The sequence below is a fragment of the Halorhabdus sp. CBA1104 genome (genome assembly GCF_009690625.1).
GTDB lineage: Archaea > Halobacteriota > Halobacteria > Halobacteriales > Haloarculaceae > Halorhabdus.
Genome location: NZ_CP033878.1, coordinates 1,034,053 through 1,051,123, shown reverse-complemented (window position 1 = coordinate 1,051,123; position 17,071 = coordinate 1,034,053). Strand labels below are relative to the sequence as shown.

Annotated in this window: 19 protein-coding genes; 10 read left to right on the top strand and 9 right to left on the bottom strand. The window is 63.1% G+C overall.

Annotated features, from left to right (window positions below; genetic code table 11):
* Positions 1-7 precede the first annotated feature (7 nt).
* The 4 genes from Hrd1104_RS05405 to Hrd1104_RS05390 are packed head-to-tail and all read right to left on the bottom strand — an operon-like array spanning position 8 to position 3,049.
* On the bottom strand, positions 8-1,093 hold the full coding sequence (locus Hrd1104_RS05405) for a glutamate--cysteine ligase (RefSeq protein WP_154551788.1): 1,086 nt from the start codon (positions 1,091-1,093) through the stop codon (positions 8-10).
* A 49-nt stretch (positions 1,094-1,142) separates the two neighbouring features.
* On the bottom strand, positions 1,143-1,769 hold the full coding sequence (locus tag Hrd1104_RS05400; RefSeq protein ID WP_154551787.1) for a fibrillarin-like rRNA/tRNA 2'-O-methyltransferase: 627 nt from the start codon (positions 1,767-1,769) through the stop codon (positions 1,143-1,145).
* Positions 1,766-2,605, bottom strand: coding sequence for an NOP5/NOP56 family protein (locus Hrd1104_RS05395; protein WP_154551786.1), 840 nt, complete (start codon positions 2,603-2,605; stop codon positions 1,766-1,768). The genes Hrd1104_RS05400 and Hrd1104_RS05395 overlap by 4 nt, the downstream gene beginning before the upstream one ends.
* 57 nt (positions 2,606-2,662) lie before the next feature.
* A complete protein-coding gene (locus Hrd1104_RS05390) occupies positions 2,663-3,049 on the bottom strand; it encodes a secondary thiamine-phosphate synthase enzyme YjbQ (protein WP_154551785.1) in 387 nt (128 codons plus the stop codon).
* Positions 3,050-3,286: 237 nt separating this feature from the next.
* On the opposite strand from Hrd1104_RS05390, the gene Hrd1104_RS05385 reads away from it, so the two are divergent.
* Genes Hrd1104_RS05385 through Hrd1104_RS05375 form a run of 3 tightly spaced genes read left to right on the top strand, consistent with a single transcriptional unit; the run spans position 3,287 to position 5,009 of the window.
* Positions 3,287-3,673, top strand: a complete 387-nt coding sequence (locus tag Hrd1104_RS05385; protein WP_154551784.1) for a DUF5820 family protein — start codon at positions 3,287-3,289, stop codon at positions 3,671-3,673.
* A gap of 26 nt (positions 3,674-3,699) precedes the next feature.
* On the top strand, positions 3,700-4,149 hold the full coding sequence (locus Hrd1104_RS05380; protein WP_154551783.1) for a UPF0179 family protein: 450 nt from the start codon (positions 3,700-3,702) through the stop codon (positions 4,147-4,149).
* Between the two features lie 8 nt (positions 4,150-4,157).
* Positions 4,158-5,009: an isoaspartyl peptidase/L-asparaginase gene (locus Hrd1104_RS05375; RefSeq protein WP_154551782.1), complete on the top strand. Its 852-nt coding sequence runs from the start codon at positions 4,158-4,160 to the stop codon at positions 5,007-5,009.
* 30 nt (positions 5,010-5,039) lie between these two features.
* Here Hrd1104_RS05375 and carA read toward each other — a convergent pair whose 3' ends face one another.
* The gene (carA, locus tag Hrd1104_RS05370; protein ID WP_154551781.1) at positions 5,040-6,083 is read right to left on the bottom strand and encodes a glutamine-hydrolyzing carbamoyl-phosphate synthase small subunit; all 1,044 of its coding nucleotides are present in this window, start codon (positions 6,081-6,083) and stop codon (positions 5,040-5,042) included.
* Positions 6,084-6,185: 102 nt separating this feature from the next.
* On the opposite strand from carA, the gene Hrd1104_RS05365 reads away from it, so the two are divergent.
* The 3 genes from Hrd1104_RS05365 (at position 6,186) to Hrd1104_RS05355 (ending at position 7,607) form a co-directional block, all read left to right on the top strand.
* The gene (locus Hrd1104_RS05365; RefSeq protein ID WP_154551780.1) at positions 6,186-6,599 is read left to right on the top strand and encodes an Lrp/AsnC family transcriptional regulator; all 414 of its coding nucleotides are present in this window, start codon (positions 6,186-6,188) and stop codon (positions 6,597-6,599) included.
* A 125-nt stretch (positions 6,600-6,724) separates the two neighbouring features.
* A complete protein-coding gene (locus Hrd1104_RS05360; RefSeq protein ID WP_154551779.1) occupies positions 6,725-7,315 on the top strand; it encodes an NUDIX domain-containing protein in 591 nt (196 codons plus the stop codon).
* Between the two features lie 94 nt (positions 7,316-7,409).
* A complete protein-coding gene (locus Hrd1104_RS05355) occupies positions 7,410-7,607 on the top strand; it encodes a heavy-metal-associated domain-containing protein (RefSeq protein WP_154551778.1) in 198 nt (65 codons plus the stop codon).
* A 31-nt stretch (positions 7,608-7,638) separates the two neighbouring features.
* On the opposite strand, the gene Hrd1104_RS05350 is transcribed toward Hrd1104_RS05355, so the two are convergent.
* A complete protein-coding gene (locus Hrd1104_RS05350) occupies positions 7,639-9,321 on the bottom strand; it encodes a histidine kinase N-terminal 7TM domain-containing protein (RefSeq protein WP_154551777.1) in 1,683 nt (560 codons plus the stop codon).
* Between the two features lie 404 nt (positions 9,322-9,725).
* On the opposite strand from Hrd1104_RS05350, the gene Hrd1104_RS05345 reads away from it, so the two are divergent.
* Together Hrd1104_RS05345 and Hrd1104_RS05340 are read left to right on the top strand one after the other, a co-directional pair.
* The gene (locus tag Hrd1104_RS05345) at positions 9,726-10,346 is read left to right on the top strand and encodes a molybdenum cofactor biosynthesis protein B (protein ID WP_154551776.1); all 621 of its coding nucleotides are present in this window, start codon (positions 9,726-9,728) and stop codon (positions 10,344-10,346) included.
* A gap of 41 nt (positions 10,347-10,387) precedes the next feature.
* A complete protein-coding gene (locus Hrd1104_RS05340) occupies positions 10,388-11,089 on the top strand; it encodes an MBL fold metallo-hydrolase (RefSeq protein ID WP_154551775.1) in 702 nt (233 codons plus the stop codon).
* A gap of 108 nt (positions 11,090-11,197) precedes the next feature.
* Here Hrd1104_RS05340 and Hrd1104_RS05335 read toward each other — a convergent pair whose 3' ends face one another.
* Genes Hrd1104_RS05335 through Hrd1104_RS05325 form a run of 3 tightly spaced genes read right to left on the bottom strand, consistent with a single transcriptional unit; the run spans position 11,198 to position 14,086 of the window.
* Positions 11,198-11,512 (bottom strand): CTP synthetase, encoded by a 315-nt coding sequence (locus tag Hrd1104_RS05335; RefSeq protein ID WP_154551774.1) that lies wholly within the window; start codon positions 11,510-11,512, stop codon positions 11,198-11,200.
* A gap of 1 nt (position 11,513) precedes the next feature.
* Positions 11,514-12,431 carry a glutamine-hydrolyzing GMP synthase gene (gene guaA / locus Hrd1104_RS05330; protein ID WP_154551773.1) on the bottom strand — a complete coding sequence of 306 codons (918 nt, stop codon included), beginning with the start codon at positions 12,429-12,431 and terminating at the stop codon, positions 11,514-11,516.
* On the bottom strand, positions 12,431-14,086 hold the full coding sequence (locus tag Hrd1104_RS05325) for a CTP synthase (protein ID WP_154551772.1): 1,656 nt from the start codon (positions 14,084-14,086) through the stop codon (positions 12,431-12,433). The genes guaA and Hrd1104_RS05325 overlap by 1 nt, the downstream gene beginning before the upstream one ends.
* A 125-nt stretch (positions 14,087-14,211) precedes the next feature.
* Here Hrd1104_RS05325 and Hrd1104_RS05320 point away from each other — a divergent pair, with 125 nt between their 5' ends.
* Together Hrd1104_RS05320 and Hrd1104_RS05315 are read left to right on the top strand one after the other, a co-directional pair.
* On the top strand, positions 14,212-15,048 hold the full coding sequence (locus tag Hrd1104_RS05320; RefSeq protein ID WP_154551771.1) for a PspA/IM30 family protein: 837 nt from the start codon (positions 14,212-14,214) through the stop codon (positions 15,046-15,048).
* Between the two features lie 121 nt (positions 15,049-15,169).
* Positions 15,170-17,029, top strand: a complete 1,860-nt coding sequence (locus tag Hrd1104_RS05315) for a threonine--tRNA ligase (protein WP_154551770.1) — start codon at positions 15,170-15,172, stop codon at positions 17,027-17,029.
* Positions 17,030-17,071: the final 42 nt, after the last annotated feature.

Genomic DNA, 17,071 nt, shown 5'->3' with positions numbered 1-17,071 from the left:
TGCTTGGCTACTGCGGATCGGCCACCACTACCGACTCACAGAGGGCGTCGACTCCCGCTTCGGCACGGAGCCGGCGCTGGCGCTCGGCCCCGCTCTCGGTGTCGACCAGCGCATCGATCCGCGAGACGTCTAGTCGGTCACGATCGCGCTGGATCACGGTCTCCAGAGCCACAGTGCCCTCCCCATCGCGCGCAATAAACGAGGCCTCGCGGCCGTACCGGATCGCTCGCCACTTGTTCTCATCGAGCAGTTCCCGCCGAATGGTCGTCCCAGTCTCTCCGTCTTCGTACCGGGCGGCCAGGTCTACGACCAGTTCCCGGATATACTCGACCAGCGCCAGGACGCGATCGATCGACGCCTGGCTGTCGGGTGTCCGTATTTCGACAGTCCCATAGCCCGTGTGCGGGCGAACGTCGAACCACAGCTCTCCGCGATCGTCGACCGAATCCGTCTCGATCATCCGGCGTTCGTACTGCTGAAAGGACTCGAAGGAGTCGAAGGCAGAGGGCATCCCGGTGTTCGGTAGCCCCTCGAAGATCTTTGCGCGGGCAGATTGCAGTCCTGTATCGAAGCCATTCCAGTACGGAGAGTTCGCCGACAGCGCCAGCAAGACGGGGAGATGCCAGCGGATCTCGTTTGCGATCCAGACGGCCTTGTCGGGATCGTCGACGCCGACGTGGACGTGCAGTCCGGCCGTCGTATTGCGGTGCTGGGGATACTGGATGCGATCGAGTTGAGCCTGATACCGCGGCTTTTCGGCGTGTTCCAACTCGCGCCACTTGGCTGCCGGATGCAAGCCTGCGGCGGCGATCCTGTAGCCGTGATTCCGGGCGTGTTCTACTAACGCGCTGCGAACGGCAGCCAGTTCGTCCTGCGCAGTCGCCGGATCGGCGATCACTGGCGTCTGGGTCTCGATGACCGTTTTGAACAGCTCGTGATCCAGCCGCTCTTCGAGAATCTCGGGGGGATCAGTTTCGTAGACGAGCGTGTCGGTCCCGGACACCGGTCGACCGTGATCGTCGACGACGTAGAATTCCTCTTCGATGCCCAGCGTCCCCTGACGGTCGAACACATCTTCCGGAGCCGTCGCCATCGCCTCGTTCGTTGGATTCGGTCGGGCTAAAGGGTTCTGTTCGTCACACTCACCGCGGCCGGGCGACCACCGCGAGGTGGTCGTCGTGGTACGGTTCCAGTCGGGTGCGATCGAGTATCTCGTAGCCCGTCGAGAGGGAATCGAGCACGTCCTCGAAAACGGTCTCTGGTGATTGTGTGACGTCCTCGCTGCGGGCCTTGATCGCCATGTACAACCGGCCATCGTCCCGCAAGAACCGGCGGTTGGCCAGTGCCACCGCGGCCTGTCCACGAGTCGCGACGTCCTGGACGATCACGTCGACTGGTTCGACGACGTGTGCGTAGGTTTCGGGCGCTCGTGCGTCTTTCAACAGCGGAAACAGCCGCTCACGGTCGCGAGCTACCGCGACCAAATCCCGCATCGGTCGGGCCGCGAATTCGACGGCGTAAGTCGGGCCGGCGAAGTCAGCGACGTGGCTCACTGTCGTCCCACTGGCCGCACCGAGGTACAGCACCGTCTCGCCGCCGTCGAAGTCGGTGTGGATGTCCGTCTGTAACATCGCACCGAGCTTCGATCGGTTCGGATCCCAGCGACGCCACCCCTCGACCACCGGCTCGCCGTAGACCGGCGGCCCCTGCGTTGCCAGTCCCGATTGCCCGTCGAACTCACGCCGTTCGACGCCCGCGGGGAGGCTCATTCGCTCTCACCCCGCGACTGGATCGCCTCGATGCGCTCGTCGAGTTCTGCCGCCAGTTCCGGGCGGCGATCCCCACTGTAGTGATCGATCCGTGCGGCGATCGAGAGCTTTCCCGCGAGCGCCCGGGCAGCCGATCCCCGATGCTCGGGGTCTGTCCCTCGGACGTACTCGTGAGTGTAGATAACTCCGTGCTTCGGCGACGGGGCCGATCCCTGCAAGTGGGCAAAGAGGGCGTCCTCCGCACCTAGGACCTGCACCGTCCCGCTGGGCTTTTTCGCCAGCGTCTCTAGCCCCCCGGCCAAGGATAGCAGCCTGGCTGCAAGGACAGGCCCCGCAAGCGCTGCGAGGTTGGGCGCGACATCCGGCGTCGTCGTCTCGACGTACTGTCGCAACGTGGCTGCCTCCTCGGCGAGCCCCGCGACGCGACTGGCCAGTTCGACGAGTCGCGCTTGGGCTGGATCGTCCGGCTCGCGTTCGGCCAGCTCCCGCGCGTACTCGACTCCCGTGCCGGCGTCGTCGAACCGAGTGCCCGCCCACTCGGCGACGCGTTCTGCTAGTTCGTTTGCGGTCCGTTCACAATCATCGAGCGAGCGGATCGCGTGGACCAACTGTTGATCGTCGGCCTGTTCGCGTTCGGTCACTCCGGTCTTTGCCGCTTCGATCGTGGCTGTCCGGAGTCGCTCGTAGTAGGTCGCTTCCGCCGGTGCGAACCCCGATTCGACCGCGGTAGCCGGCCACGCAGCCGGCTCCTCCGCCCGTCCGTCCGCGATGGCTGTCGCGGCCGCCCTCTCATCGTCAGGATCGACCCCCCGAAACCAGCCGTCGTCGCTGTCCATGTAGGGAGGTCGGTACCCACGTCGATAAAAGTCCCCAAAGTGAGACCACCAGTCGGATCAACTCGTCTGGACGCGCAGTGTCCGGGTACGCGGCCCGTCACATTCGACGAACAGGATCGACTGCCAGGTTCCCAACTCGAGTTGTCCGTCCGCGACCGGGACGGTCACGCTCGGGCCGATCAACATCGATCGCACGTGTGCGTCTGCATTGTCGTCGATCCGGTCGTGGTCCCAGCCATCATCCGGGACCAGATCTGCCAGCGCCGTCTCGAAATCAGCCAGCAACCGCTGTTCGCCTTCGTTGATCGTAACACCAGCCGTCGTGTGTGGCACGAAAATGGTGCACGTCCCGGTTGCCTCGGGTGGCACAATATCTTGGACACGACTCGTTACGTCGATGACCGACAGCCGCCCGTCAGTGTTGACAGATAGCGTCTCGGACATAGTTCCACTTCCATCGGGTGTCTGTATAAGCGCTCGGTCGAATGTGGGACTCGAAACGTGACTGATTGTCGGCGTTGGGGTCGTCGCTCCCCGCCCGTCCAAAGTGAGGACTCACGATCAGCGATAGGCGACGCTCCCGGATGAACGTCGCCGGACTTCGCGTAGGTGTCCAGTGTGCCTATCGCACGGACCGGCACCGACCGAGAAGTTCTTTGGACCGTGGTTCGTGGTCCGACCGTGCCAATCGATTCGGTGCCCGATGGATGGTCCGTCTGGAGCGAGGAGCCGACCACACTGGTCTTGGTCTACCGACCGGATGTCTTCGATTCCGAGGCGTTTCCGGCTCCGTGTCTCCCGACGCTGTACGTCACCCGCGGTCGGCGACAGCGACGCCCGGGCCGGCCTGAACCCGATCCCGACGACCCGTGGCGTGTGACGCTGTTTCTGGAGCCGGAGATCGAGGGCGAGACTCGTGAGTACGACGACCGGGACGCGGCGCTGGACGGCGCACTCGAACTGGCTCGTGCGTTCACGGCCGGCGAGATCGACTATCGGACACTGTACCAGCAGCCACGGGCGGCGTACCTCGACCGACTCGATACGCTGACCGGTCGGGAGACTTAATCGGCGCGGCCGCTTATGCCGGTCTAATGACAGAGATCACCTTACTCGGGACGCGGTTGGCCGATCCCGGCAGCGAGTTCGTCTACCAGGGGGAATCGGCCGCCTGTGAGGGTTGTCCCTATCGTGACCAGTGTCTGAACCTCACGGAGGGCCGGCGCTATCGCGTCACCGAGGTCCGGGACAACGCAAACACGTTGGAGTGTGCGGTTCACGACGTCGGCGTCACAGCCGTCGAAGTCGAACCTGCCCCGATCCAGGCGAACGTCGCTGCCCAGAGTGCCTACGCCGGGAGCAAGGTCGATCTCGAAGGCCCCTGTCCACACGAGGAGTGCCCGAGTCACGCCCTCTGTGAACCGGCTGGCGCTGACTTCGAGACGACCTACCGGATCGATAGTGTCGTCGGCGAACCGCCCCACGACTACTGTATGCTGGAGCGAGACCTCACGCAGGTCGAACTCGCCCCGCCCGAGGAGTGACCACGGCCGTGCGCATCATCGCTCACGGCGGCGCTGGGTCGCCACCCGAGCAGCCACCAGAAAGACAGCAGCGAATCGAGAACGCAATCGAGGCAGGCCTCGCCCAGGAGACGCCCCTCGAAGCGGTCTGTGAGACGATCACCGCCCTCGAAGCTGATCCGTGGTTCAACGCCGGGGTTGGCAGCGCCGTCCAGACTGACGGGGCGGTTCGGACCGACGCCGGGCTGATGACCGACGACCGGGAGTGTGGGGCCGTCGCCGGGCTCGAAGGCGTCGCCAATGCGATCGACGTCGCCCGGGCGGTTCTCGAAGAGACGCCCCACGTCATGCTCGCTGGCGAACCGGCGATCGACTTCGCTGGGGCCAACGGCGTCGAAACCGACGTCGATTGCTGGGCAGATCGGACCCGGGAGCGCTGGAACGAAACCACGCCGCCTGGGGATGCTGTGGCCGAGCAACTCGACTGGCTGGCTGAGAACTTCGGGGGCAACGATACAGTCGGTGCGGTCGCGACTGACGGCGACCGGATCGTCACCGGCACGTCGACCGGCGGACGGTGGGCGGCACTTGCCGGGCGGGTCGGCGACGTCCCACAGGTCGGTGCTGGCTTCTATGCCACCAAGGCTGGCGGCGCAAGCGCGACCGGTGCGGGCGAGGACATCGCGAAAGAGGCTCTGGCCCGCCGGGCCGTCAGGTGCCTCGAAGACGGCGATTCACCCGAGCGAGCGGCGACGCGGGCGATCGATCGGTTCGACGATCGAGTCGAGGGGACGGCCGGGGTTATCGTCCTCGATCGAGACGGCAGCGCCGGCAGCGCGTACAACAGCGCGGCGATGCAGACGGCCCGTGGCGAGCGATAAGCCCGCTCTGTGCGGCGTACCGCGGGGCGATCACTCGGCCAGTTGCAAAACGTCGTCGAAGAACGACAACGAGTCGTGCGGGCCGGGATTGGCTTCCGGGTGGTACTGGCGCGTGATGATTTCTAGCTCGTCGTTCTCTAAGCCCTCTGGCGTGTCGTCGTTGACGTTGATCTGAGTCACATCGAGGTTCTCGCCCGGCTCGGCGACCGTGTAGCCGTGATTCTGGGTCGTCATGACGACCTGATCGGTCCGGAGGTCACGAACGGGCTGGTTGACGCCGCGGTGGCCAAACTCCATCTTCTCGGTTTCCCCGCCCAGAGCGTTGGCGACGACTTGCTGACCGAGACAGATACCTGCCAGGGGAATCTCACCGACGTATTCGTCGACCAGATCGGCGGTGGCCTCGAAGTTCTCCGGATCGCCCGGGCCATTGGAGACAAACAAGAGGTCCGGATCGAGGGCCGCGATCTCGGCCGGTGTCGTGTCGTACGGGAGGACGTGGACGACAGCGTCACGCTCGACCAGTGACTCCTGGATCGAACCCTTCGCGCCACAATCGATGAGTGCGACGTCGGGGCCATCGCCGTCTTCGTTGTAGACGACTGGCTCGCTCACACTGACCTGACTGCCGATATCGGTGTGTTCGCTCATGTGCTTGCACTGCCGGAGTTCGGCCAGTGCGTCCTCTTCGGTGACGTCCTCGCCGGCGGCGATCCCACACTTCATCGCACCTTCGTCACGGATCTCGGTGACGAGTTCGCGCGTGTCGATGTGATCGACGGCCGGCCGGCCTTCCGCTTGCAGCCACTCGGCGACGTCGTCGGTCAGCTCGCGAGCGACGACCCCGCGCGGGTGGACGCGATCGGACTCGAATCGTTCCTCGCGGACGCCGTAGTTCCCGATCAACGGGTACGAGAACGTCAGGATCTGCTCCTCGTAGGAGGGGTCGGTGAGGCTCTCCTCGTAGCCGGTGTATGCTGTCGTAAAGACCAGTTCCCCGCGGGTCGTGCCCGGCGAGCGAGCGCGTGCTTCGACGATGCGCTCACCCTCCAGGGCTACATAGGCGTCCGTCATTACGAGATCCGTACGGAAGGTCGGGTGATAAGCGTTGCTTTCGAAACAGAGTTACGAAATTCGTAATCCTCAAGTGTGGACCTGCGGTAACCACACACCTCGATGGATGATCTGGACCGCGAGATACTGAGTATTCTCCGGCGGGACGCCCGCACTCCCTACACGGAGATCGCCGACCGTGTCGAGACGTCGGAAGGGACTGTCCGTAACCGCGTCGAGCAACTCGTCGAAGCGGGGATTATCGAGCGGTTTACGGTCGCGACCCGGACGGGAAACGTCAAGGCCATGATCGAGATCGGTATCGACGTCAACGTCGACCACAGTGCCCTCGCGGACGCGTTCGCCGAGTGGCCCGAGGTCGATTTCGTTTGGGAGGTCAGCGGCGAGGAAGACGTCGTGTTGATCGTCGATTGTGCCGACACGAGCGAAGTCAACGAACTGATCACACGGGCCCGCGAACGTGACGAAGTTGTCGGGACGAAGACGAGGCTGATTCTCGAAGAACGGGTTGGGTGATGGAGTCGTGTCGGTACTGGCGAGAGGAGTTCGTGGGGTAAGAGCAACTGGGAAGTCGCCCCTTCCCGGGGCGGTATCTTCCGCGAGTCGAAGACTGTTTGAACCCGCTCACCGAGAATTCGAGTATGAGCACGAGCGAGGAGTCGGAGAGTGCGTCCGACCCTGCAGAAGCCGAACTGCGGCACGAAAACGAACGACAAGACGTTATCGCTGTCGATGCTGAGGACACCAAACTGGAACTGGTCAATCGACTGGACGCCCACACCGGCGAGGGGATCCGACACCGGGCGTTTACAGCACTGCTGTTCGACGAAGACGACAACATCTTACTCGCCCAGCGGTCGCCGGACAAGCGCCTCTGGGCAACGCACTGGGACGGCACGGTCGCGTCCCACCCCGTCGAGGGCCAATCCCAGGAAGAAGCCACACGCCAGCGGCTCGAAGAGGAACTTGGCATCACGCCCGATCAGTACGACGACCTGCAGGTCACGGACAAGTTCGAGTACAAACGGTACTTCGAAAACGCTGGCGTCGAACACGAGGTCTGTTCGGTCCTACAGGCGACGCTGACCGACCGGACACTCGATCCCGACCCCGAAGAGGTAGCGGGATTCATGTGGGTTCCCTACGAGCGGTTGCACGAACATCCCGAGTGGTATCGCCAGCTCAGACTCTGTCCCTGGTTCGAGATTGCGATGCGGCGCGACGTCGAGTGAGCGACAGTCCCGTTGACAATCCGGACTTCGGTGGCGCTGTGACTTTCGATTCTGAGGCGAAATCCCGAAAAACACTGCTCCCCTACAGTCGTCCATGTCACGCACGATCACGGTCACTGGGATGAGTTGTGAACACTGTGAACAAAGCGTCGTCGAGGCCCTCGAAGCACTGGACGGCGTCGCGGCCGCGAGTGCCGATCACGACGCCGACGAAGCGACCATCGAGGGTGAGGCCGACCCTGGCACACTGGTCGCTGCCGTCGAAGACGCAGGATACGAGGCCAGTCCCTGAGGGTCGTAGACCCTGGACGGCAAGCGGTTCGTTATGGCTCGCTTTTGGGCAGTTGCACGACCACAGTCGTCCCGACGTCGGCCTCGGCAAAGGACAGGGTGCCTCCGTAGGTCCGGACGATCCAGGCGACCAGCCAGAGCCCGATCCCGCTGCCGTGTTCGAGCGCCGTTTCTCGGCCACGCTCGATGACGGCGCGCTCCTGGCGGTTGATTCCCGGTCCATTGTCGCTGATCCGGACCGTCACGTCGGCTCCTGATGGGGGAGCCGCGGTGACTGTTACTGTCACCTGTGGGTGGTCGCTGTCGTTGTGTTCGACTGCGTTGTGCAGCAACTCCTCGAACGCGACGCCGAGTGACGCCGCACCCTCGACGCAGTGGTCCGGATCGCCGTCGAGAGCGATCGTTGCTGCCGGATACTTGGCCGTGACCGCGCCGATCGCGTCTCGCAAGACTGCTTCGAGGTCGATCGAGGCCGGCTCGTCCTCGAAGGCCCGCGTGAGGGTCCCGACTTTGTTACTCCGCTCGGTTACGGTATCGACCGTCTCGACGATTCGATCGACGCGTGAGTGCTGGGATTCTGTCTCGATCGACTCGCGGAGCAGTTCTGCCTGCCCGCGAACGACGTTCATCTCGTTGCGGATATTGTGCCTGAGTAACCGATTGAGGACGTCGAGTTGTTGTTCCCGTCTGGTCTGTTCGGTCACGTCACGCACGCTCACGATGGTGCCGGAACGCTCACCGAAGGGGCTGTCGAGTGGCGATAGCCGACAGTCGTAGGTTCGAACGGAGCCACTCCGTTCGATTGTGACGATCTGGTTGTCTGGGATGTCTTCGATGGGGAACACAGACGAAAGCGCCGGGAGGAGATCGACGAGCGATTGGCCTACCACCCTGTCGGTCGTCTCGTCGACGAGAGTGGCACCAGCGGGGTTGCAGTCGTTGACGACACCGTTGCTGTCGAGGATGAACACTGCGTCGTCGAGCTGATCGACGATCTCGTCGCGGCCGATCTCGCGCGTCCCAGCTGCGACGCTCAGCAACTGTCGGCGAAGGATTGCGGCCGTGATGACAGTCCCCGAGGCGACGAAGGCAATACTCGTCATGTCGATTCCATCCGGGGAGAGTCCAAAGAGTGCCGCCGTATTGGCGACGAGCGGAATTACGATCGCCACGAGCAATGCGGTACTCTGTGTGCGATAGAGCTCGTTCGCACGGAGGATGACACGGACCAAGAGGAGGGCACCGAGTGCAATCAGCCCGTAGGAGTAGACGACGTGCCCCCAGTAAGCGAGTCCGCGTGTCGCGACGACCGTCGTGTAGGGTCCGATTGCGGTGGGTTGCAGATTCGACCAGACGAGGCCGTGACTCCCGGTTGTCCAGACGAGCCCGGTAAAGACCAGCGGTTCGACGAGCAACCCGAGTAAGTGCCTCGAGGTAAGGACGCGATCGTAGCCGGTGTATTCGACGGCCGTCAGCAGCCAGGCCAGGGGCACGACAGCGGTAATGGCGAGCCCGAGCTTGGCCCAGAACAGCGTCTCCGAAGCGCCGAAGGTAGCCAGACTCAGGCCGTCAGTCGTCGCCCACATCGCGGCCCCCAGCAACAGCAGTGCCAGCGGACCGGCACCAGGTGTCTCCTGGTGCAAGAGCGTGTACAGCGAGAGTGCAGTGCCAAAGACCGCGGCGAAAAACACCACAGCGAGATACAGGCGCCACATTGGCAATCACTTTCGGCGACTGGGTGAAAAAGGGTCGGCCAGGCTACGGGCCTCCTGAGCGAAGGGCTGTCCAGACTGCGAGTGCGCCCAGGCCGAGTGCGGGGACGAGTGGCACGACGAGATACGCGTCTCGGAAGGAGAGCCCGATCCCGCCCACAACGCCCCGGACACTTGGCAAGAGTATCAACGCCCACGGAATGGCGATCAGCGCAACGAACAACCCCCGAGCAACACCCAGTGTGCCGGATCGGCTCTCTCGCTATCGTCGTCTACAGCACTCGCCATACATCGCGGATCGGGGCCGGCGAACTAAACCGTGCCGCTCCACCCCAGGTGCTTTCCCACCCTCCTGGCGGTCGGCCGAACTGACGGTCTATTTGAGGGTAGAAGCGCAACGGAGAGTCATGGTCGACTTTCAATCCCGAGACACACGTCGAGGGCGGTCGGACGACGAAGCCGAGACACGGACCGGAGACGAGCGCGACGAGCAGTCAAACGGGTCTTCGAGTGACCCAGCGACTGCGAAGCCGGACGAGCAGCCACGCAGTGTCGAGACCGGAGTGTTCGTGCTCCGTATCGGCGATGGCGCAGACGAGATGGCTGCCGATCCAGTGGCCGTCGTCATCGACGCGCTCGACGGTGACGGCCGAACCGTCGCCGGGCAGGATACCGTCGAATCCGGATTCGACGCCGTCCAGACGGCAATCGACCGGGTTGTCTCCCGTCGGGACGTCGACGTCGTCCTCACTGTCGGTGGCACGGGCGTCGGTCCATCGGACGTAACTGTCGAAGCCATCGAACCGCTCTGCGAGAAAGCGATGCCGGGGTTCGGTGAGCTCTTTAGGGTGAGCTATCACGAACAGGTCGGCCCTGAGGTTATCAGCATGCGGCCAACGGCAGGTATTATCGACGACGTCCCCGTATTCTGTGTCCCCGGCGAGGCCGACGCCGCTCGCTTTACCGTCTCCGAGATCGTCCTCGAAACGCTCGATGGACTCCTCGAAGACGTGGCTGACCCATCGTAGCGACGCCGACACTTTTGGCTACCCCGGTCCTCCCGTCTCCCATGGCCACCGAACTCGACGACGGAATCTGGTGGTTCGACCTTCGCGGCGTCAACGCCTACCTGCTGGTCGCGGACGGTTCCTCGGCCGACGAGACACACCGAAGCGACGACGTGACGGTGATCGACGCGGGCGCTCCCTGGACACGCCGGGCGCTGTGTCGACAGCTCACCGAGGCCGGGTTCGATCCGCGTGACGTCGATCGGATCGCACTCACCCACTACGACCTCGATCACGTCGGCGGTCTCGGCGCGCTGGGATTCGACTGTCCAATCTATGCCGGCCAGCCGGACGCTGCGATCGTTCGGGGCGATCGCTCACCCGGCTGGAGCGACCGGAAAGCGGCCTTTCAGTCGCTTGCCCATCCGCTCACGACGGTGCCAGACCACCCTGTCGAAACGATAACAGAGGGGGACACGGTGGGCACACTCGATGTGTACACGACGCCTGGACACACCCGCGGCCACGTCACGTACGTCGATGCGTCCCGATCGGTCGCCTTCATCGGCGACCTCGTCAGGGAATCGGGCGGCCGACTCGAAGCGTCACCGTGGGCACTGAGTTACGACACGTCGGCACTCGCGGACAGCATTCGTCGGCTGGCCGAACTGGACCTCGACGTTGACGTTCTGGCGATGGGACACGGCACACCGTTCGTCGAAGGGGCCAGTGAGCGGCTGGCAGACCTTGCCGCGCGGCTATAACTGCGCGGCATGGCCGGCTACGAACTCCACACACGCGTTTGCTCTCGAAAACGAGCGGTGGGATCCGTCCACCGTACCAGTCAAAACGAGTCTGTCCGCCAGGAGACGTTACTCCAATTCCTCGGCGACGGCCTCGGGATCGAGCAGCCGCGGATCGACGACCAGATCAGCCTGTCGAGTGGCAAACTCAGGCAACGACCCCTCCGCGTAGACGACGACTCGGACGTCCGGATTGTGGTCTTTCGCGACCGCAATCGAAGTGGCCTGGTTCATCTCGGTCAGGACGTACGTCTCAGCCTCGGCGATCCCTGCGTCCGCGAGAGACTCGCCAGTCCCGACGTCGACAGTCGTCACGTCGTGGCCTTCTTCCTCGATAGCACTGGCGATCTCGGTGTCGTCCACACCGGCGACGATTACCTTCATCTTACTCGTACTCGATTGTCGCGGGCGGTTTGTGTGTTACGTCGTAGACGACACGCGCGACCGACTCGTTTTCGCCAGTGATACGACTCTGGATGCGCTGGAGGGTCTCCCAGTCGATCTCCTGGGCGCGGGCGGTCATGCCGTCGCGGGACTCGACGGAGCGAACGGCCACAACCCAGCCGTGGACGCGGTTGTCGCCTTTGACGCCAGTGGCCTTGCCGATGACCGCTGCCAGCGCCTGCCAGGGGTCGTATTCTTCGAGTTCTTCCTCGACGACGTGGTTGGCCTCGCGGGCCACCGCGAGTTTCTCCTCGGTCACCTCGCCGATGATCCGGACGGCCAGTCCCGGCCCGGGGAACGGCATTCGCTCGCTGATGATCGCCTCTAAATCGAGTTCCCGAGCGACTTCCCGAACCTCGTCTTTGTAGAGGTCAGCCATTGGTTCGACGATGCCGTCGAAATCGATGCGTTCGGGCAGGCCGCCGACGTTGTGATGGGACTTGATCGTCCCTTCACTCTCGATGCGGTCGGGGTAGATCGTCCCCTGGACGAGGTGGTCGGCGTCGACCTCCTCGGCGACTTCCTCGAACTCGCGGATGAACTGCTCGCCGATCGCGTGGCGTTTCTCTTCGGGGTCGGTGACGCCCGCGAGTTCATCGAGAAAGCGGTCTTTGGCGTCGACGATCCGAAGACTGTCCATGTAGTCGAAGGTCTCGCGGATCTGGTCGGTCTCGCCTTTCCGCATGAGGCCGGTGTCGACGTAGACTGGCGTGAGTTGATCGCCGACGGCCTCGTAGGCCAGCGCGGCAGCAGTCGAGGAGTCGACGCCACCGGAAAGGGCAATGACGGCCTCGTCGGCACCGATTGCTTCGGCGATCTCGGCTTTTGCCTCGGGGATGAACGACTCGACGTCGACCATCAGTGTTCGACCTCCGCTGGCGCGTGTTCACGCTGGTCGAGTACTGCTTCGACGAGTCCGACGAACGGTGGCGACGCGCGGGTCGGCCGCGACCGGAACTCGGGGTGGAACTGGGTCCCGAGGAAGTACGGGTGCTCGTCGGTCGCGAGTTCGAGAATCTCCATGCGTCGGCCCGAGACGCCCGAGAAGGTCATGCCGGCCGCTTCGAGGTCCTCGATGTACTCAGGGTTGACCTCGTAGCGATGGCGGTGGCGTTCCCGACAGGTGGTGTCGTCGTACAGGTCAGCAGCGAGTGTGTCCGGGTCGATTTCGGTCTCTTGGGTCCCCAAGCGCATCGTCCCGCCCATATCTTCGACACCCTCCTGTTCGGGCAGGATGTCGATGACGGGGTGGGGTGTCTGTTCGTCCATCTCCGCCGAGTGGGCACCGTCCAGATCGAGGACGTTGCGTGCGAACTCGACGACAGCCATCTGGAAGCCAAGACAGAGCCCGAGGAAGGGGATATCGTTCTCGCGGGCGTAGCGGATCGCCTCGACCTTGCCTTCGGTCCCGCGAGCGCCGAACCCGCCAGGAACGACGACGGCATCCACGTCCGCAAGTTGGCCGTCGTGGCCGTCCGCCAGATCCTCCGAATGGATCCACGTCGTCTCGACGTCGACGTTGGTCTCTAAGCCAGCGTGCTTCAGCGATTCGTGGATCGAGAGATACGCGTCTTCCAGCCCGTACTTACCGACGAGAGCAACGTCGATCGATCCGTCTTTCCCCTGGGTTACCAGTTCGCGCCAGCCGTTCTTCCGTTCGTCTTTCGGGAGGGCCTCCTCGGCCAGGTTGAGTTGCTCCATGACGTACTCGTCGAGTCCCTCGTCCTCGACGACCAGCGGGACGCGATAGATGTCCTCGACGTCGGGATTCGAGAAGACGGCATCCGTCGGCACGTCACAGAACAGGGCGATCTTCTCTTTGACGTCCGGGTCGAGTTTGTCCTCACACCGGCCAACGAGAATGTCCGGCTGGAGGCCGATCGATCGGAGTTCCTTGACGCTGTGTTGGGTTGGTTTCGTTTTCTGTTCGCCGTTTTTCGAGTAGGGCACCAGCGTGACGTGGGTAAAGAGAATATCGTCGTCGTCTTCCTCGTGGGCGAACTGCCGCAGGGCTTCGAGATAGGGCATGCCCTCGATGTCGCCGACGGTGCCCCCGACTTCGATGAGACAGACGTCGCTTCCCTCCGCGACCTCCCGGATGCGACGCTTGATGTCGTCGGTGATGTGCGGGATGATCTGGACGGTGCGACCGAGATAGTCGCCGGCGCGTTCTTTCTCGATGACCTCTCGGTAGACCTTCCCCGTGGTGACGTTGTGATCGGAGGTCATGTCGATGTCGAGGAACCGTTCGTAGTTCCCCAGGTCCAGATCGACTTCGCCCCCGTCTTTCAGGACGTACACCTCGCCGTGCTGGTAGGGGTTCATCGTCCCGGCGTCGACGTTGAGATACGGGTCGATCTTGACCGCAGTGACGTCGAAGCCGGCGTTGGCGAGCAAGCGGCCAGTACTCGCGGCGGTAATGCCTTTCCCCAGGCCTGACATTACCCCGCCGGTGACGAAAATGAACTTCCGTCCCAGCTCCTGATCGTAGTCGGTTTCGGGCTCGTTCGGCATACCGACGGTGGGCGTGCCCGGACCTAAACCGTTTCGGGAACGGCCGGGTTCGGTGGTCACTGGCACGGATAAGCGATGGACCAACGAGTGCGACTTTTAAGACGGCCCATCCCTAACAGACGCCCATGGGAATCCTCTCGCGCGCCTCCTACGTCATCCGGTCGAAGGTCAACACCCTTCTGAATCGGGCCGAAGACCCCTCCGAAACGCTCGATTACTCCTACGAGCAATTACGGGACGAACTCCAAGACGTCAAACAGGGGATTGCGGATCTGACGACCCAGAAAAAGCGCTTAGAGATCCAGAAACGCCGGCTCGAAGAGAACGTCGAGAAACACAACGACCAGGCTCGGGAAGCGGTCAAGCAGGATCGTGAGGATCTGGCCAGGCGAGCCTTAGAGAAGAAAAAGCAGAAGATGAACGAGATCGAGGAGTTGGAGAGTCAGATCGCCGACTTACAGGCCCAACAGGACCAGCTCGTCGAGCAGAAAAGCGAGCTCCAGGCCCAAGTCGAGCAGTTCCGGACCAAAAAGGAGACGATGAAAGCTCGCTACGAGGCTGCAGAGGCCTCCGCCCGTGTCTCCGAGGCGATGTCGGGTGCCGGCGACGAATTCGAGGACGTCGGCCGGGCAATCGATCGGGCACAGGAACGAACCGAAGAGATGGAAGCCCGTGCGTCCGCGATGGACGAACTACGCGACAGCGGTGCCTTCGACGACGCGATTACCGACCAGGACCAACTCGACCGCGAACTGGCTGATTTACAGTCCGACAGTGAAGTCGAATCCGAACTAGAGACCCTCCAGGCAGAGATGGGCGCAGAGACTGGAGCAACTGAGGCGACGACGGCCGACGAATCAACGACGACACAAGCAGCTGGCGACGTCGACGGTGAGGGAGAAGCAGTCGATACGGACGCCATCGACGAGGAGCTAGAGACACTCAAAGACGAAGAAGCGTAGCGGAATAGTTCGGCATCGTGCCACACGGAATCTGGGTTCGTCGTGGCTCGCTGGCACGAGCGTCGACGGTTGTGTGATCGCATTCGGCACGCTTTTTACCGGCCGTCGGGAGTCTATGCCTATGCGACTACTGTTCATCCACTCGGACCATCTGGAGTTCGAGACGACCGACAAGGCAGGCGGCGGTGACCTCGCCGAAACCGAGGGCGTCCCGATGGAGGGACGCATGGAAGACTGCGTGACGGTGTTCATCAGCGTCGAGAGCGACGACGAGGGCGACATCGAGGGCGTCGTCGAGAACGCACTGACGGAACTACAAGACGTCACCGACCAGCTCAACACGACTGACGTCGTGCTGTATCCCTACGCCCACCTCAGTGACGACCTGGCCGCGCCGGACGCTGCAAAGGACGTCATGCAACGGCTCGAAACGGAGATGGAAGCCGCTGGCTACACCATCCTCCGTGCGCCGTTTGGCTGGTACAAATCCTTCGAGGTCTCCTGTAAGGGCCACCCGCTCTCGGAACTGTCCCGCCACGTCGCTTCCCATCGCGACGAGGACGAGGGAGGCAAAGCCGATGGCGAACCCGACCGTGAGCCAAGTGACTGGAAGGTAATGACGCCCGAGGGAGACGTTCAAGACGCCGTTGCGGCGAAGGATTCGGTTGGCGAGGACCTCACGGCGTTCATCGAAGACGAAGTAGAGGGCATCCTCAGCAACGAGGGCGAGGAACCACCACACGTCGACCTGATGCAGGAGAAGGGCCTGGTCGGCTACGACGAACTCTCAGACGTCGGTAACCTGCGATGGTATCCCCGTGGGAAACTCATCCGGGACGCTCTCATGGAGTACGTCAACGATCTGGTCGTCGAGTACGGCGGGATGCCCGTCGAGACGCCGATCATGTACGACCTGGGCGCCCGTTCGATCGACGAACACGCCGGGAAGTTCGGCGAGCGCCAGTACCGCTTTGAGTCGGGCGATCGCCGGATGATGCTGCGCTTTGCGGCCTGTTTCGGCCAGTTCTCGATCATGCGAGACATGCACATCTCGGTCAACGATCTGCCGATGCGGATCTACGAGATGTCGACCTACTCGTTCCGTCGTGAACAGAAAGGCGAGGTGACCGGCCTCAAGCGTCTGCGCGCGTTCACGATGCCGGATATGCACACGGCCACGGAGGACATGGACCAGGCACGGGAAGAACTGCGCAAGCAAGCCGAACTCGCCCTCCAGACCTCCGATGACCTCGGTATCAACTACGAACCCGCCCTCCGGATGACTCGCGAGTTCTACGAGGAAAACGAGGCGTGGGTCGAAGATGTCGTCGCCGAGCTCGGGAAGCCATCGCTCGTCGAGATCATTCCCGAACGCCACCACTACTGGTCGGCGAAAATCGACTTCGCCGCCATCGACGGCCTGGGCCGGCCCATCGAGAATCCGACGGTCCAGATCGACGTCGAGAGCGCAGACCGGTTCGACATCGAGTACACCGACGGCACCAATACGCACAATCCACCGATCCTCCACTACTCGCCGTCGGGCGGGATCGAGCGCGTGCTGGCTGCTCTCTTAGAGGACACCGCATCGATGGAGACACCCCAGTTGCCGACGTGGCTCTCGCCGACGCAAGTTCGGTTCATCCCGGTCAATCCCGATTCACACTTGGACTATTGTGAGGGCCTCGTCGACGACCTCGAAGCTGCAGACGTGCGGGCCGACGTCGACGACCGCGACGAGTCGGTCGGCAAACGGATCGCTCGGGCCGAGACCGACTGGGTACCCTACTACGTCGTCGTCGGCGATCGAGAGATCGAAAGCGACGAACTCGGCGTCAACGTCCGACTCGACGACGACGAGATCGATATGACGCCCGCGGAACTGCGCGAGCGCGTCCTCAACGATGTCGAAGGGCTCCCACAGCAACACCGCTACCTGCCCCGCCACGTCAGCGATCACCCGAACTTCACCGGTCGATAACCCGCTCGCTCTCGCGATTTTCGCCGTTCGACTCCGCGAGGG

Coding starts and splice junctions, on each gene's coding strand:
- Hrd1104_RS05405 (WP_154551788.1), bottom strand. CDS start 1,093: ATGGCGACGGCTCCGGAAGATGTGTTCGACCGTCAGGGGACGCTGGGC.
- Hrd1104_RS05400 (WP_154551787.1), bottom strand. CDS start 1,769: ATGAGCCTCCCCGCGGGCGTCGAACGGCGTGAGTTCGACGGGCAATCG.
- Hrd1104_RS05395 (WP_154551786.1), bottom strand. CDS start 2,605: ATGGACAGCGACGACGGCTGGTTTCGGGGGGTCGATCCTGACGATGAG.
- Hrd1104_RS05390 (WP_154551785.1), bottom strand. CDS start 3,049: ATGTCCGAGACGCTATCTGTCAACACTGACGGGCGGCTGTCGGTCATC.
- Hrd1104_RS05380 (WP_154551783.1), top strand. CDS start 3,700: ATGACAGAGATCACCTTACTCGGGACGCGGTTGGCCGATCCCGGCAGC.
- carA (WP_154551781.1), bottom strand. CDS start 6,083: ATGACGGACGCCTATGTAGCCCTGGAGGGTGAGCGCATCGTCGAAGCA.
- Hrd1104_RS05365 (WP_154551780.1), top strand. CDS start 6,186: ATGGATGATCTGGACCGCGAGATACTGAGTATTCTCCGGCGGGACGCC.
- Hrd1104_RS05360 (WP_154551779.1), top strand. CDS start 6,725: ATGAGCACGAGCGAGGAGTCGGAGAGTGCGTCCGACCCTGCAGAAGCC.
- Hrd1104_RS05355 (WP_154551778.1), top strand. CDS start 7,410: ATGTCACGCACGATCACGGTCACTGGGATGAGTTGTGAACACTGTGAA.
- Hrd1104_RS05350 (WP_154551777.1), bottom strand. CDS start 9,321: ATGTGGCGCCTGTATCTCGCTGTGGTGTTTTTCGCCGCGGTCTTTGGC.
- Hrd1104_RS05345 (WP_154551776.1), top strand. CDS start 9,726: ATGGTCGACTTTCAATCCCGAGACACACGTCGAGGGCGGTCGGACGAC.
- Hrd1104_RS05340 (WP_154551775.1), top strand. CDS start 10,388: ATGGCCACCGAACTCGACGACGGAATCTGGTGGTTCGACCTTCGCGGC.
- Hrd1104_RS05335 (WP_154551774.1), bottom strand. CDS start 11,512: ATGAAGGTAATCGTCGCCGGTGTGGACGACACCGAGATCGCCAGTGCT.
- guaA (WP_154551773.1), bottom strand. CDS start 12,431: ATGGTCGACGTCGAGTCGTTCATCCCCGAGGCAAAAGCCGAGATCGCC.
- Hrd1104_RS05325 (WP_154551772.1), bottom strand. CDS start 14,086: ATGCCGAACGAGCCCGAAACCGACTACGATCAGGAGCTGGGACGGAAG.
- Hrd1104_RS05320 (WP_154551771.1), top strand. CDS start 14,212: ATGGGAATCCTCTCGCGCGCCTCCTACGTCATCCGGTCGAAGGTCAAC.
- Hrd1104_RS05315 (WP_154551770.1), top strand. CDS start 15,170: ATGCGACTACTGTTCATCCACTCGGACCATCTGGAGTTCGAGACGACC.